The organism is Sporacetigenium sp. TC11, assembly GCF_058146105.1.
Genome location: NZ_JBYVNY010000004.1, coordinates 1 through 15,819, shown reverse-complemented (window position 1 = coordinate 15,819; position 15,819 = coordinate 1). Strand labels below are relative to the sequence as shown.

Genomic DNA, 15,819 nt, shown 5'->3' with positions numbered 1-15,819 from the left:
TTTATGAATGGGAAAATATATATAAAATTAGTACAAAAAATACTACAGCATTTAGATGAAGGCGTACATTTTATAGATAAAGATGGAAATACAATTATATACAATGAAGCTATGTCAAAATTAGAAAAAATGAGTAGAAAAGAAGTTTTAAATAAATCATTTTTTGATGTGTTTAAAGGTTTAGATAATGAAAGTAGTACTCTTATAAAGGCCCTTCAAAGAGGAGAGATGACAAAAAATAATATACAAACATATCTAAATAAACATGGTAGAGAAATAACAACTGTAAATACAACTATGCCTATAGTTATAGAAGATGAACTAATTGGCGCACTTGAAATATCAAAAGATATAACGAATATAAAGGAATTATCAGATAAAGTTGTTAAACTGCAAAGTAATATTCAAGATGTCCAAAAGTTAGATAAGAAGATTAATAAATATACATTTGAAGATATAATAGGTGAAAGTGAAAAGTTTATAAAAGCAATAGAATTATCAAAAAAGGCATCAAAGACACCTGCTACAGTTCTTATATACGGTGAAACTGGAACGGGGAAAGAACTTATAAGTCAAGGAATACATAATTTAAGCAATAGATCAAATATGCCTTTTATAGCTCAAAATTGTGCAGCTCTTCCAGAAACACTTCTTGAAGGAATACTATTTGGAACAACAAAAGGTGGATTTACAGGAGCCTTAGATAGACCAGGGTTATTTGAACAAGCAAATGGAGGAACCTTATTATTAGACGAAATAAACTCTATGCCAATACAATTGCAAGCTAAACTTCTAAGAGTTCTTCAAGAAGGATATGTAAGAAGAGTTGGGGGAACTAAAGATATTCCTGTAGATGTTAGAATAATAACTACTACAAATGAAAATCCAAAAGATATACTGAGCCAAGGAAAAATAAGAAAAGACTTATACTATAGGCTAAATGTAATATTAATAGAAATACCACCTCTTAGAAGAAGAGAAAAAGATATATTACTTTTAGCAAATAACTTTATCAATAAATATAATAAAAAACTAAATAAAAACATATTGGGATTTTCCGACAATGCACAAAAATTACTTATGAATCATAGTTGGAATGGAAATGTTAGAGAACTTGAAAATACTATATATTCTGCTATGAGTATAATAGACAAAGAAGAAATAATAGATAGTAGTATGTTAAATATACATAAATACCATGAAGAAAATGAAACAAATAACAAATTAAGAGAAAATAATAATATAGAAATTCAAGAAAAATGTTTTATAAATGAATTAGATATTAATGATAGACATTTAGAAGAGGTAGTAGAGGAAATAGAAATAAAACTTATAAAAAATGCATTAGAAACAGAACACAATAATATAAGTAAGGCAGCTAAAAAACTAGGGATAAAAAGACAATCACTCCAATATAAATTAAAGAAATATAACTTGTAACAAAACTACACAAAAAGAGCAAAATATTTTGCAATAGTGCCAAAAAATATGCACTTAAGCAAAATATTTTGCTCTTTTTTCTTTATATTATTTATATTCAGAAAATAAAAAATAATTAAAATATAAGGAATTTCAATGTTTTAATAAATATTTTAGAAAATTAAATATATTTGGCACATCAATTGCTTATATATTATAGTGTAAAAATTAAAAAAATAAATTTTAAAATATATAATTTTATGGAGGTACAATTAAATGAGCAGAAACGTTAAAGTGGGTATTTGGGGATTTGGAGCTATGGGAAGTGGAATGGCTCAAATGTTATTAAAGAAAAAAGGAATAGAAATAGTAGCTGTTTGTGATAGAAACGCTCAAAGAGTAGGGAAAAGCATATACGATGTATTAGAAGTTGAAAGAGGAGATAGACCAGAGGTTATAATAAATTCTAACCAAGAAGAAGCTTTTACAGAAAAAAGTGCAGATATAGTTTTATTAGCTACTGACTCTTTTACAAAAAATGCTTTTGATAAAATAAAATTCATATTAGAAAGAAAGATAAACGTTATATCAACAGCTGAAGAAATGGCTTATCCACAAGCTCAAGAACCAGAATTAGCAGATAAATTAGATAAAATAGCTAAAGAAAATGGAGTATCAGTACTTGGAACAGGTATAAACCCAGGATTTGTACTAGACTTATTAATATTAGCTTTAACAGGAACTTGTGAAGAAGTTAATCATATAAAAGCTTCAAGAGTAAATGATTTATCTCCATTTGGTCATGCTGTTATGGAAGAACAAGGTGTTGGAGTAACTAAAGAAGAATTCGAAAGAGGAATTGCAGATAGTACAATAGCAGGACATGTTGGATTCCCTGAATCAATAAGAATGATAACTGATGGAATAGGTTGGAATTTAGATAAAGTTGATCAAACTAGAGAGCCAATAATGTCAAATGTACATAGAAAGTCTAAATATGCTGAAGTAGCAGCTGGAAATGTTGCTGGTTGTCGTCAGTGTGGATATGCATATGTTGATGGAGAATTAAAAATAGAGATGGAACATCCACAACAAATATTACCTCATTTAGAAGGTCAAGGAACAGGAGATTATGTAACTATAAGCGGAACTCCAAATATAAATTTACAAATAACTCCTGAAATACCTGGAGGAGTAGGAACAATAGCTATGTGTGTTAACTCTATACCACACGTTATAAATGCTAGACCGGGCCTTAGAACTATGTTAGATATACCAGTTCCAAGAGCAATGATGGGCGATGTTAGAAAATTAATAGAAGTTGAATTAGAAGAATTAGCGAATGCTTAATATATAAACGAATTAATTAAAGGAAGTGAATATAATGAAAGCTAACAAAGGCGACTGGGTTGTAGTACATAATATTGTACTAAATTCTATAGATAGAGCTCCACAAGTTCCAGAGGACACTAAAAGTGTTCCTTTGGAAATGTGGGTTAAGGGATTTGTACATAATGATGCTAACTTAGGTGATGAAGTTAGAGTTACTACTATTACAGGAAGAGAAGTAGATGGGAAACTAGTAGATATAAATCCTTATTATACACATGATTATGGAAAATTTGTTCCAGAAATATTACAAATAGGTCTTCAAGTAAAAGAAGTATTATTTGGAGGTGACAGCAATGAGTAAAGATATGAGTTATGTAGGGGTTACTTCAAGAAAAAATGAAATAATGAAAAATGCAATAGGAATTGATTATAAAATTTTTGAATCAGGTTCTATAGCATTTGATTATGAAAGAATGATGAAAGAAACTGGATATACATTAGATGAGATGCAAAAAATCCAAGGTGAAAACGCTGTAGGAAATACTCCAATAATAGAACTTAAAAACTTAACAGCACTTGCAAGAAAAATAGCACCAGAAGGTAAGGGTGCAAGAATATTTGTAAAAGATGAGGCATCTAATGCGTCGGGAAGCTTTAAAGCAAGACGTGCAGCAAATGCTGTATATCATGCAAAAAAACTTGGGTATAAAGGGGTTATAGCTGCTACTAGTGGGAACTATGGTGCAGCAGTTGCATCTCAGGCTGCTATGCAAGGTCTTAAATGTATAGTAGTTCAAGAATGCTACGATAGCAGAGGTATAGGTCAACCTGAAATAATAGAAAAAGCTAGAAAATGCGAAGCTTATGGCGCTGAAGTTATTCAGTTAACAGTTGGTCCAGAGTTATTTTATACATTCTTAAAATTACTAGAGGAAACCGGATATTTCAATGCATCGCTTTATAGCCCATTTGGCATAGCTGGTGTTGAAACTCTAGGATATGAATTAGCTGTACAATTTAGAGAAAAATTAGGCAAAGACCCAGATGTAGTAGTTTGCACTAATGCAGGTGGAGGAAATTTAACTGGTACAGCAAGAGGACTTATAAAGGCAGGAGCGGTAGATACTCAAATAGTTGCAGCTAGTGTTAACTTAAAGGGATTACATATGGCTTCTGATGAACAATTTAATAAAAAATCATTTACAACAGGACACACTGGATTTGGTATGCCATTTAGTACATGGCCAGATAGATCAGATGTTCCAAGATCTGCTGCAAGACCACTTAGATATATGGATAGATATGTTACTGTAAATCAAGGTGAAGTATTTTATATGACAGAGGCTTTAGCACAACTAGAAGGTATTGAAAGAGGTCCTGCTGGAAATACAGCACTAGCTGCTGCATTTGCAATTGCACAAGAAATGAATGAAGATCAAATAATAGTAGTTCAAGAAACTGAGTATACTGGAGCTGGTAAACATATACAGCCGCAACTTACATTCGCTAGAGAAAATGGAGTAGAAATAAAATTCGGAAATCCAGAAGATGAGATACCAGGTTCTAATATAATACTACCTTCTCATCCAAGTTTAATAAAAGTTAAAGATTCAGATATGGATAAAATGAGAAAATCTTATGTAAGAAATTGTATAACTAATAATAAAGTTACCGCTGTAAATGAAGAGGATATAGAATTCATGGCTAAAGATAGTAAGAGTTCTAGAGATTTCGTACTTAAAGTATTAGATGAATTAAATGTAAATTACACAGTTAATCAAAATGCATAAAATATGGGGGTGTTTTGTATGATAAAGAGAGCAGATGACTTTGAAATAAGAAGAAAACATTTAGCTGATTTAAGCGAAGAAGAATTACATGAAAGATTTTGGAAGCTTGCAGAACAAGCGGTAGAACCATTACTAGACCTTGGAAAGAAAAATACATCTCCTTCTATAGAACGATCTGTGCTTTTAAGAATGGGATTTTCATCTCTTGAAGCTGCACCTATAGTTGAAGGTGTTATAGATAGAGGGCTAATGGGCAAAGGTGCAGGACACGTAGTTTATAAGTTAGCAAAGGAGAAAAATATTTCGATAAGAGAAGCTGGAGTTGCATTATGTGAAGGCAAGTACTGGGATGAAGTTGTTGAAATGTTCAAAGGAGGTGCAACAGCATGCTTATAAAAGAAAATGAAAAATTAAACATAGAAAGTTTACTTAAAGATTTAGATAAATATGAGCCAAAAAGAAGAGGTTGGACTTGGAGAAAAGCTGAAGAAGGATTAAAGATGGGTCCTTTTGAATATACTAACTGCTCTACTCCACTTAAAAACAGTATAGGATTACCATCATCAAAATACTTTGACAATATAGACCCACAACCACAACCTGTTATAACTACAGAAATAGCTTCTGGAAGATTTGAAGATGATATAAGAAGAATGAGAATGGCTGCATGGCACGGTGCTGACCATATAATGGTTATAAGAACTGCAGGACAATCTCACTTTGATGGTCTTATAGAAGGAACTCCTCAAGGTATAGGTGGCGTTCCTATAACAAGAAAGCAAGTTAGAGCTCAAAGAAAAGCATTAGACATAATAGAAGATGAAGTAGGAAGACCAATAAACTATCATTCATATGTAAGTGGTGTTGCAGGTCCTGAAGTTGCTGTTATGTTTGCTGAAGAAGGAATAAATGGAGCACATCAAGATCCACAATACAACGTATTATATAGAAACGTTAATATGATAAGATCTTTTGTTGATGCTTGTGAAGCTAAAAATATTATGGCATTTGCTGATATGGCTCAAATAGATGGAGCACACAATGCAAACGCTACTGCTAGAGAAGCGTGGAAAGTTATGCCAGAATTAATGGTACAACATGCTCTAAATTCTATATTCTCAGTTAAAGTTGGAATGAAAAAAGAAAATATATGTTTATCAACAGTTCCGCCAACAGCTCCGCCAGCTCCATGTTTAAAGTTAGATTTACCGTATGCAGTAGCTTTAAGAGATGTATTTTCTGAGTACAAAATGAGAGCTCAAATGAATACTAAGTACATGGAATCGTCAACTAGAGAAGCTACAGTTACTCATGCTCTTAACTTATTAACTTCTATGTTAACAAGCGCTGATATACAATCGACAATAACTCCTGATGAAGGAAGAAACGTTCCATGGCATATATACAACATGGAAGCATGTGATACAGCTAAACAAGCTTTAGTTGGTATGGATGGATTAATGGATATGGTAGAACTTAAGCCATCTGGATATTTAAGAGATAAAGCAAGAGAAATAAAAGAAAGAGCAGTATTATACATGGAAGAAATCCTAGAAGTTGGAGGATATTTCAACGCCGTAGAACAAGGATTCTTTGTTGACTCAGGATACTATCCAGAAAGAAATGGAGATGGTATATCTAGAAAAATAGAAGGTGGCGTTGGCGTAGGTACTGTATTTGAAAGAGATGAAGATTATTTTGCTCCAGTAACTGCTTTATATGGATACAATAATGTATCTCAATATGATGAAAATAATGATAGTCCATCTTCTTTAATAGGTGGTTGTACATTTGAAGATAGAAGTAAAATAGTATATATAGATGAATTAGATCCACAAGATAATGTTAATGTTAGATTAGAAGAAAACAGAGAAAACAGAGAATCTTCTAAAATAAAGCCTGAGGTTGAATGGGCTGCTGATGGAACAGTACTTCTTACTATGTTCTTACCAACAGATAAAAGAACGGCAGAATTTGCATCTATAGAATTTGCTAAAAAGATGAATTTAGAAGATATTGAAGTTATACACAGAGAAGTGATGCATCCAGTAGAAGGAACTAGAATAGAATTAAAAGGTAAGGTTCCTTTCACAGTAGATTTAAATGATTTAGTAATACCTCCAGAACCAAAAATGTTAACTGATGAAGAAATAAGAGCTGATATTGAAGCAAATCCACTTAAAATAGTTGCTGGAACAGTTGGGGAAGATGAACACTCTGTTGGACTTAAAGAAATAATAGATATAAAACATGGTGGTATAGAAAAATACGGTATAGAAGCTCATTACTTAGGAACTTCTGTTCCAATAGAAAAACTAGTAGATGCAGCTATAGAATTAAATGCTGATGCTATACTTGCATCAACTATAATAAGTCATGATGACACACACTACAAAAACATGAGAAGAATACACGAATACTGTGTAGAAAAAGGAATAAGAGACAAAATAATGATAGCTTGTGGTGGTACTCAAGTAACTCCTGAAACAGCTGTTAAGCAAGGTGTTGACGCTGGTTTTGGTAGAGGAAGTAAGGGCGTTAATGTAGCTACATTCTTAGTAGAAAAAAGAAGAGAAATGAAAGCTTTAGCTCAAGGGTAAAAATAAATAAAATACTAACTAAATATAAGGTGCCTTAGGGCACCTTTAAGTATAAATGCCTTAATTTATAGTATTAAGGAGGTAAATATGAAAGTAGATGTTTTAGTTTCAGAAATAGGAAGTACCACAACTGTTGTAAATGCATTTTGTGATATACATACAGATAATCCTCAATTTATAGGCCAAGGTCAAGCTCCTACATCTGTAGTAGAAGGAGATGTAAGAATAGGCCTTCAAGGAGCTATAGATGATTTAGCAAAAAGTTTGGGAGAAGAAAAAGTAGAATATAATGATATGTTAGCTACATCAAGTGCTGCAGGTGGACTTAAAATGACGGTTCACGGTCTTGTATACGATATGACGGCTAGAGCAGCAAAGGAAGCTGCATTAGGGGCAGGGGCTATAATACACAAAGTTACAGCAGGTAAATTAAGAAGGACTGATCTTAAAGAAATACAAAATATAAAACCAAATATAATACTTATAGCAGGTGGAGTTGATTATGGTGAAAGAGAAACATCTCTTCACAATGCTGAGCTTATAGCTAACTTAAATTTAGATATACCGGTTATATATGCTGGAAATATTGAAAATCAAGAAGAAATAAAGCTTATATTTGAAGATACAAACTATAAATTATATATAGTAGATAACGTTTATCCTAAGATAGATTTATTAAATGTAGAACCAACTAGAAAGGTTATACAAGATGCATTTGAGGAACATATAACAAATGCACCAGGAATGGAGCATGTAAGAGATGTAGTAAATGGACCTATAATACCAACTCCAGGTTCTGTTATGGAATGTACCAAACTTTTATACGACAAAATAGGAGATCTAATAGTTTTAGACGTAGGCGGTGCTACAACAGACCTACATTCGGTAACTGATGGCAGTGAAGCTATAAACAGAATATTAATAAGCCCAGAACCTTTGGCTAAGCGAACTGTTGAAGGGGATTTAGGGGTATATGTAAATATGAAAAATGTTGTTGAATTAATAGGTAAGGAAAACTTAATCAAGGAACTAGATATGGATATAGACAATATGATGGAAAATCATGTACCTATACCTAAGACATATGAACAAATAAAGTTTGTAGAAAGACTTGCAAAAGAAGCAGTTATAAGAGCTACTGTAAGACACGCAGGTCAAATAAGAAATTTATATGGAACAGGCGGTAAAACAACGATAGCAGAAGGTAAGGATTTAACAGAAGTTAAATATATAGTTGGTACAGGGGGAGCTTTAACTAGACTTCCAAATAGAATCAAAATAATGGAATCTATAGCTAAACATAATACAACGGGAACGCTACTTTTTCCAAAAGAACAAGCAAATATATTAGTGGACAATGATTATATAATGGCATCTCTTGGGGTTTTATCTAAAAAATATCCAGAAGCTGCATTTAAATTGCTTCTTAAAAGTCTGGGAATAGAGGAGGAATACGCATGTACCCTAGGTTAGAAATAAATATAGATAAGCTAAAGGTGAATGCAAAAATATTAGTTGAAAAGTGTAAAAATAATAACTTAGAAGTTGCGATGGTGACTAAGGTATACTGTGCAATGCCTGAAGTTGTAGAGGAACTTGCAAGTACAGGCATTGATTATATAGCAGACTCTAGAATTAAAAATATAAAAAAATTACAAAATGTAGGTCTGCCTAAAATACTTCTTAGAATACCTATGATTAGTGAGTTAGAAGATTTAGTTAAATACGTTGATATAAGTTTTAACTCTGAAATGGAAACTATATATAAAATAAATGAAGAAGCAGAGAAGTTAAATAAGAAACACAAAGTAGTTTTAATGGTAGACCTAGGGGATTTAAGAGAAGGCTACTTTAAAGAAGAAGAGCTATTTGATGCTGTAACTAAAATTTTAAAATTAGAAAATATAGAATTTATAGGATTGGGAACAAATTTAACTTGTTATGGAGCTGTTATACCATCAAATAAAAATTTAACTAAGTTAGCCAATTTAGCAAAAAAAATAGAAGAAAAATTCAACATAAAACTACCTTTTGTATCAGGTGGAAATTCTAGTTCAGTATATTTAATAGATAAAAAAGAACTACCAGAAGGAATAACAAACTTAAGACCAGGTGAAGCTATAGCACTTGGGAAGGAAACCGCTTATGGAAATATAATAGAAGGAACACATCAAGATGTATTTAAACTTGTATGTGAAATAATAGAAATAAAAAATAAGCCATCTATCCCAATTGGGGAAATAGGAGTAGACGCATTTGGAAATAAACCACAATATGAGGATAGAGGAGTAAGAAGAAGAGCTATAATAGGTATTGGAAAACAAGATATAAATATATCCTCTATAATTCCTATAGACTCAAAAATAGATATATTAGGAGCGAGTTCTGATCATTTAATACTTGATATTACCGATAGTGAAAATAGTTATGAAGTAGGAGATAAAATAGAATTTTCTCTAGAATACGGCGGTCTTATGGCTGCTGCTACTAGTGAATATGTATATAAAGAACTTGTATATGAAGAGGTATTAGCACAAAATATATAAATATAAAAGTCCTATACATTGAGTATAGGACTTTTATATTTATGTATAGAAAATTAAATCCAATAAAATATAAATTATTAACAGAATTGAATAAATATATTGTTATTTAATGTAAAAAATAGAATAATATTTCTGCATTTTTATGTAGAAATATTATATTTCCTGGGAAATTACATTGAAATATATGATAAAATTTGTTGTATTAACTAATTAAAAGAAAGAAGGGGACTAAATATAATGAGCTTACTTATAACTTTAGTAGATAGATTTAGTTTACTTATGTTTTTTCTGTTTTTGAGTACAAAAATAAATGTATTTAAAAAAATATTTCAAAAGGATTCTTATAAATTAAAGGACTTATTAATTATTTCTATTGTATTTAGTTTATTGGCTATAATAGGAACTTATAGTGGGGTAAATGTAGAAGGAGCAATAGCTAATACTAGAACTGTAGCTATAATGTCTGGAGGAATATTGTTTGGGCCAGTTGTAGGAATAATATCTGGAGTTGTAGCAGGATCTCATAGGTATATTATAGATATAAATGGAGTAACGTCATTACCTTGCCTTATATCGAGTATAGTTACAGGAATAGTTTCTGGTATAGTATATAAAAGATCTCCTAAAGAACACAAGTGGGTACATGGTATATTAGCTGGTATAATATGTGAAAATCTTACAATGATTCTTATACTAATTATATCTAAACCATTTGACTTATCACTAAATATAGTAAAGCAAATATATTTTCCAATGATAGTAGGACAAATAGGAGTTGGGGTTGTAGTACTCTTAATGCATAGTATACAAAATGAAAAAGAAGAAATAGCTGCTAGACAAGCTAAGTTATCACTTGATATAGCAAATAAAACACTTCCATACTTTAGGAATATAAATGAAGATTCTCTAATGAAAATATGTAATATAATAAAGGATGAAATAAATGCAGATGCAGTTTCTATAACTGATAAAAATCATGTATTAGCATATGTTGGAATTGGAGAAGAATATTATAGTGAAGAGAAAGAAATTGTAAGAGATAGTACAAAAAAGGCTATAAAAACTGGAGAGATAATAAATATACAAACTAAAAATGAAGAGTATTTTCATAATAAAGAAATGCCTCTAAAGTCGGCAATGATAATACCACTTAAAGAAAAGAGTGAAACAACTGGAACACTAAAGATATACTATTGCAATAGAAATCAAATGACATACTCCCAACAAAATTTAGCTATAGGATTATCTCAAATGATATCTACATTAATGGAAATAGCAAAAATAGAACAAATAAAAGAAATGGCAAATAAAGCTGAAATTAAGGCATTACAGTCACAAATAAATCCTCATTTTTTATTTAATGCATTAAATACTATAACGTCATTTATAAGGATAGACCCTGAGAATGCCCGTGAGCTTATAATAGACTTATCAACATATTTAAGATATAATTTAGAATCAAATGAAAAATTAATAGATATAAACAAAGAATTAGAACAAGTCAAAGCATATGTAGCGATAGAAAAAGCAAGATTTAATGACAAATTAAATATAATTTACGATATAGAAGAAGGTATAATAGCAAAAATACCAAGTCTTATAATACAGCCATTAGTTGAAAATGCAATTATACATGGAATACTAAAACATAAGGGAAGAGGAAATGTAAAAATATCTGTCAAGAAAATAGATGAAAAAAATACAAAAATATCTATCCAAGATGATGGAATAGGTATAAGCGACGATATTATTGAAAAAGTATATAATGGAACTATGCCTGAAAATAAAATAGGACTTTATAATGTACACCTAAGACTTAAACTTATATATGGAAGTGGGCTTAAAATATACAAAAATGATAAAGGAACTAATATAGAATTTGTAATATAGGAGTGTTAATATGAAGGCTATTATAGTAGAAGATGAATTTCCAGCAAGAGAAGAACTGAAGTATTTTATTAAAAATTTTAGTTCAATAGAAATAAGTGCAGAATTTGATAATGGAATAGATGTTCTTAAATATATCCAAGAAAATAGCTTAGATGTTATATTTTTGGATATAAATATCCCCTATTTAGACGGAATATTGTTGGCAAAGACTATAAGCAAATTTAAAATAAAACCTAAAATAGTTTTTATAAGTGCTTATAAGGAACATGCGGTAGAAGCCTTTGAACTAGAGGCTTTTGATTATATACTAAAACCGTATTCTAAGGAAAGAATAGTATCTATGTTAAATAAACTAGAAAATAGTTCAAATCAAAACAATGAAATTAATAATATTGATGAACATCAAAAGCTATTTAATAAAATAAGCTTATGGAAAAATGATAAGATGATAGTTATTGATATAGAAGATATATATTATTGCAATGCTAAGGAAAGAGAAACTTTAGTATATACAAAGGAAAATGAATATATAGTAAATAGTTCAATATCAGAGTTTGAAAAAAACTTGCCAGACGATAAATTTTTCAAATGCCATAGATCATTTATAGTTAATTTATCTAAGATAAAAGAAATTATACCATGGTTTAATAGTACCTATAACCTAAAGTTAAAAGATATAAATACAGATGTTCCAGTGAGCAGAAGTAAAATAAAAGAATTTAAAAAGTTAATGAATATATAAGTGCATTTCATGCACTTTTTTTTGTATTTCATGAAAATGTTTGCATTTCATTTGTCTAAAGGATGTATCATTTTGTTATAGAAAATAAAGAGGAGGACAAATATATGATTAGTTTTATAGGTGCAATTATATTATTAATAGCAGGGTATTTTGTATATGGTAAATTCGTAGAGAATATATTTGGAACAGATGACAAAAACATAACACCAGCTATAAAGTATGAAGATGGTGTTGACTATGTTCCTATGGATTGGAAAAAGATATTCTTAATACAATTTTTAAATATAGCAGGACTTGGCCCAATATTTGGCGCAGTATCAGGAGCACTTTGGGGTCCATCGGCATTTTTATGGATAGTATTTGGTTCTATATTCGCAGGTGCAGTACACGACTTTGCATCTGGAATATTATCAATGAGACATAAAGGAACTTCAGTTTCTGAATTAGTTGGTATATATTTAGGAGATAAAACTAAAGGTATAATGAGGGTATTTAGTGTTGTTTTATTAATACTAGTAGGTGTTGTATTTGTAACTGGACCAGCAGATTTATTAGCTGATTTAACTGGAATGAATACAACACTATGGGTAGGTATAATAATAGTTTATTATATATTAGCAACAGTATTACCGATAGATAAACTGATAGGTAAAATATATCCTATATTCGGTGCATCACTAATAATAATGGCAGTAGGTGTTGCTGGAGGGCTTATAGTAAAGGGATATGATATACCTAATATAACATTACAAAATTTGCATCCAGGTAGCACTCCGATATTCCCATATTTATTTATAACTATAGCTTGTGGTGCTATATCAGGATTCCACGCAACACAATCACCGCTAATGGCTAGATGTGTTACAAAAGAAAGTGAAACTAGAAGAGTATTTTATGGTTCAATGATAGCAGAAGGTATAATAGCATTAGTATGGGCAGCAGCTGCTATGACATTCTTTGGAGGAACAGAAGGACTAGCTGGTGCTATTGCAGACAAAGGTGGGCCAGCAGGGGTTGTAAATATTATTTCTAATACGTTATTAGGACCTGTTGGAGGTGCATTAGCATTACTTGGAGTAGTTGCTTGTCCAATAACATCAGGAGATACAGCTTTTAGAAGTGCAAGACTTACAATAGCAGATGCTATAAACTTCAAACAAGAATCACTAAAAAGTAGATTCTATATAGCAATACCTTTATTTGCAATAGGTGTAGCATTGACTTTCATAGATTTTAATATAATATGGAGATATTTTGCATGGGCAAATCAAACTCTTGCAATGATATTACTATGGACAGCTTCTGCATTTTTAGTAAAATACAATAAAAATCACTGGATAACTACTATTCCAGCGGTATTTATGACAGTTGTTACAACTTCATATATACTTCAAGCTCCAGAAGGATTTAGAATAAATTCTATGATTTCTAATTCAGTAGGTATAGCAATAGCTATAGTGTTATTTGTATTGTTTATGAATAAAGCAAAATCAATAAAAAATGAAAAAAATAAAAATATAGCATAACAAAGATAAAGACGGCTTAGGCCGTCTTTTTTGCATCCTTTTTTTAAGTTCTGTCACCAATTCCTTGACCAAGCATATTATGTACTAAAAAGAAAAAGGAGGCAACTCAAAAAATGTTGTTAACAGGTGCACACTATATTTATATGATTTTCATTGTTATTATATTACTAACAATGATGTTAAAAAAGGATACAATAGTACCTTGTATTCTAGGTGTTTTCTCTCTAGCAATATACTACACCCATGATTTAGTATTTTCTGTAGGTTCTATATTTAACTCATTTATAATAGCTTTAAATGAGCTAGGTCCGATAATATTAATAATTGCAGCTATGATGGCATTGTCTAAGGTTCTAGAAGATAATGACACTATAGAGCTTATAGTAAAACCATTTACTAGGGTTATAAAAAATAGAACTACAGCATTCTTTACAATAGGTTTAGCAATGCTAATTTTATCATGGTTCTTCTGGCCATCACCATCAACAGCTTTGGTTGGAGCGGTATTTTTACCAATAGCAATGAGAGTAGGTCTTCCTGCTATAGGTGTTGCAGTATCACTGAATCTCTTTGGTCATGGTCTTGCATTATCAACGGATTATGTTATACAAGGGGCACCAAGTATAACAGCAGGAGCAGCAGGCATACCTGTACAATCAGTTATACAAGAAGGTACAATATTATATTGGACTATGGCTATAGTAACTATAGGTATAGCTTATTATATGCTTATGAAAGATATAAAGAACAATAAATTAGAGGTAGAAGAAGTAAGCCCTGTTTCTGAAAATAAGAAGTTTAATATTAAAGCTAAAATAGCAAGTGCTTTAGTAGCAATATTGTTTGCTTTAGATATATGGGCTATGTCTGTATTCCAATTAAGAGGTGGAGATGCTACAGCATTATTAGGTGGAACAGCAGCAGCTTTAATTATGATAATAAGTATAATGAATCACGGTAAAAAGAGTTTGGAAAGAGTATCAGAATGCATAACTGAAGGATTTGTATTTGGAATAAGAATATTTGGACCTATTATACCTATAGCAGCATTTTTCTATATGGGAGAATCAGGACCACTACAATTATTATTAGGAGAAACTGTAAAACAGGCTCCAGCTTTATTAGGAGATATTGGGTTGTTCTTAGCTAACACAGTACCGATGAATAAGTTTATGATAGCATCTGTTCAAACTGTAGTAGGATTTATAACAGGACTTGACGGTTCTGGTTTCTCAGGAATAGCTTTAAATGGATCATTAGCTAAGGTATTTGGAACAGCAGTTGGAACTAATGTAGGTGCATTAACAGCATTAGGTCAAATAGCAGGTATATGGACTGGTGGAGGGTGTTTAGTTCCTTGGGCATTAATACCAGCAGCAGCTATATGTGGAGTAAGTCCTTATGAACTAGCTAAGAGAAATTTAATACCTGTTATTATAGGTCTTGCAGTAACAACTATAGTAGCTATGTTTATAATATAAATATCTATTAATGAAAAAAGCTGTACTCTAAAAGTACAGCTTTTTTGCTTTAAATAAAAAATATTAAAAAAACATTGACGAAAAATGTAGAAGGTGATATAGTTATACTTGTCCTTAAGAAAAGGATAAAAACAATTGAACTTTGAAAATTAAACAGTAGGATAATTAAACACCATTTATTTAAAAGTAATGCCAAGTTTATCATGAGAGTTTGATCCTGGCTCAGGATGAACGCTGGCGGCGTGCCTAACACATGCAAGTCGAGCGAGGACTTCGGTCCTAGCGGCGGACGGGTGAGTAACGCGTGGGTAATCTGCCTCATACACACGGATAACGTACCGAAAGGTACGCTAATACGAGATAAAGTTAAGAAATGGCATCATTTCTTAATCAAAGAATTTCGGTATGAGATGAGCCCGCGTCCCATTAGCTAGTTGGTAAGGTAAAAGCTTACCAAGGCGACGATGGGTAGCCGACCTGAGAGGGTGATCGG

General features: G+C 31.2%; 12 protein-coding genes and 1 rRNA gene. All 13 read left to right on the top strand.

What is annotated here, in order from left to right:
• The first annotated feature begins 3 nt into the window (after positions 1-3).
• Positions 4-1,440, top strand: a complete 1,437-nt coding sequence (locus tag ACUSRV_RS07850) for a sigma-54 interaction domain-containing protein (protein ID WP_490141386.1) — start codon at positions 4-6, stop codon at positions 1,438-1,440.
• Positions 1,441-1,695: 255 nt separating this feature from the next.
• Positions 1,696-2,769, top strand: coding sequence for a 2,4-diaminopentanoate dehydrogenase (gene ord, locus ACUSRV_RS07845; RefSeq protein WP_490141385.1), 1,074 nt, complete (start codon positions 1,696-1,698; stop codon positions 2,767-2,769).
• A 34-nt stretch (positions 2,770-2,803) separates the two neighbouring features.
• Complete coding sequence (gene ortA / locus ACUSRV_RS07840) at positions 2,804-3,112, top strand: 2-amino-4-oxopentanoate thiolase subunit OrtA (RefSeq protein ID WP_490141384.1); 309 nt, start codon at positions 2,804-2,806, stop codon at positions 3,110-3,112.
• The gene (ortB, locus tag ACUSRV_RS07835; RefSeq protein ID WP_490141383.1) at positions 3,105-4,541 is read left to right on the top strand and encodes a 2-amino-4-oxopentanoate thiolase subunit OrtB; all 1,437 of its coding nucleotides are present in this window, start codon (positions 3,105-3,107) and stop codon (positions 4,539-4,541) included. The genes ortA and ortB overlap by 8 nt, the downstream gene beginning before the upstream one ends.
• 18 nt (positions 4,542-4,559) lie before the next feature.
• Positions 4,560-4,937 carry an ornithine aminomutase subunit alpha gene (locus ACUSRV_RS07830; RefSeq protein WP_490141382.1) on the top strand — a complete coding sequence of 126 codons (378 nt, stop codon included), beginning with the start codon at positions 4,560-4,562 and terminating at the stop codon, positions 4,935-4,937.
• Entirely contained in the window at positions 4,928-7,141 is a 2,214-nt protein-coding gene (gene oraE / locus ACUSRV_RS07825; RefSeq protein WP_490141381.1) for a D-ornithine 4,5-aminomutase subunit OraE, read from the top strand. Before ACUSRV_RS07830 ends, oraE begins: the two co-directional genes overlap by 10 nt.
• Positions 7,142-7,228: 87 nt before the next feature.
• Complete coding sequence (locus tag ACUSRV_RS07820) at positions 7,229-8,614, top strand: GlmL-related ornithine degradation protein (RefSeq protein WP_490141380.1); 1,386 nt, start codon at positions 7,229-7,231, stop codon at positions 8,612-8,614.
• Complete coding sequence (gene orr, locus ACUSRV_RS07815) at positions 8,599-9,687, top strand: ornithine racemase Orr (RefSeq protein ID WP_490141379.1); 1,089 nt, start codon at positions 8,599-8,601, stop codon at positions 9,685-9,687. Before ACUSRV_RS07820 ends, orr begins: the two co-directional genes overlap by 16 nt.
• Before the next feature lie 237 nt (positions 9,688-9,924).
• Positions 9,925-11,577 carry a LytS/YhcK type 5TM receptor domain-containing protein gene (locus tag ACUSRV_RS07810; RefSeq protein WP_490141378.1) on the top strand — a complete coding sequence of 551 codons (1,653 nt, stop codon included), beginning with the start codon at positions 9,925-9,927 and terminating at the stop codon, positions 11,575-11,577.
• Positions 11,578-11,587: 10 nt separating this feature from the next.
• Entirely contained in the window at positions 11,588-12,319 is a 732-nt protein-coding gene (locus tag ACUSRV_RS07805) for a LytR/AlgR family response regulator transcription factor (RefSeq protein ID WP_490141377.1), read from the top strand.
• A 104-nt stretch (positions 12,320-12,423) separates the two neighbouring features.
• Positions 12,424-13,845, top strand: coding sequence for a carbon starvation CstA family protein (locus ACUSRV_RS07800; RefSeq protein WP_490141376.1), 1,422 nt, complete (start codon positions 12,424-12,426; stop codon positions 13,843-13,845).
• Between the two features lie 74 nt (positions 13,846-13,919).
• Complete coding sequence (locus ACUSRV_RS07795; protein ID WP_490141596.1) at positions 13,920-15,326, top strand: TRAP transporter large permease subunit; 1,407 nt, start codon at positions 13,920-13,922, stop codon at positions 15,324-15,326.
• A gap of 199 nt (positions 15,327-15,525) precedes the next feature.
• A 16S ribosomal RNA gene (locus ACUSRV_RS07790) occupies positions 15,526-15,819 on the top strand; the annotation flags it as partial.

Bases quoted from the DNA above. Each gene is read 5' to 3' on its own strand.
- ACUSRV_RS07850 (WP_490141386.1), top strand. From the start codon at position 4: ATGAATGGGAAAATATATATAAAATTAGTACAAAAAATACTACAGCAT.
- ord (WP_490141385.1), top strand. From the start codon at position 1,696: ATGAGCAGAAACGTTAAAGTGGGTATTTGGGGATTTGGAGCTATGGGA.
- ortA (WP_490141384.1), top strand. From the start codon at position 2,804: ATGAAAGCTAACAAAGGCGACTGGGTTGTAGTACATAATATTGTACTA.
- ortB (WP_490141383.1), top strand. From the start codon at position 3,105: ATGAGTAAAGATATGAGTTATGTAGGGGTTACTTCAAGAAAAAATGAA.
- ACUSRV_RS07830 (WP_490141382.1), top strand. From the start codon at position 4,560: ATGATAAAGAGAGCAGATGACTTTGAAATAAGAAGAAAACATTTAGCT.
- oraE (WP_490141381.1), top strand. From the start codon at position 4,928: ATGCTTATAAAAGAAAATGAAAAATTAAACATAGAAAGTTTACTTAAA.
- ACUSRV_RS07820 (WP_490141380.1), top strand. From the start codon at position 7,229: ATGAAAGTAGATGTTTTAGTTTCAGAAATAGGAAGTACCACAACTGTT.
- orr (WP_490141379.1), top strand. From the start codon at position 8,599: ATGTACCCTAGGTTAGAAATAAATATAGATAAGCTAAAGGTGAATGCA.
- ACUSRV_RS07810 (WP_490141378.1), top strand. From the start codon at position 9,925: ATGAGCTTACTTATAACTTTAGTAGATAGATTTAGTTTACTTATGTTT.
- ACUSRV_RS07805 (WP_490141377.1), top strand. From the start codon at position 11,588: ATGAAGGCTATTATAGTAGAAGATGAATTTCCAGCAAGAGAAGAACTG.
- ACUSRV_RS07800 (WP_490141376.1), top strand. From the start codon at position 12,424: ATGATTAGTTTTATAGGTGCAATTATATTATTAATAGCAGGGTATTTT.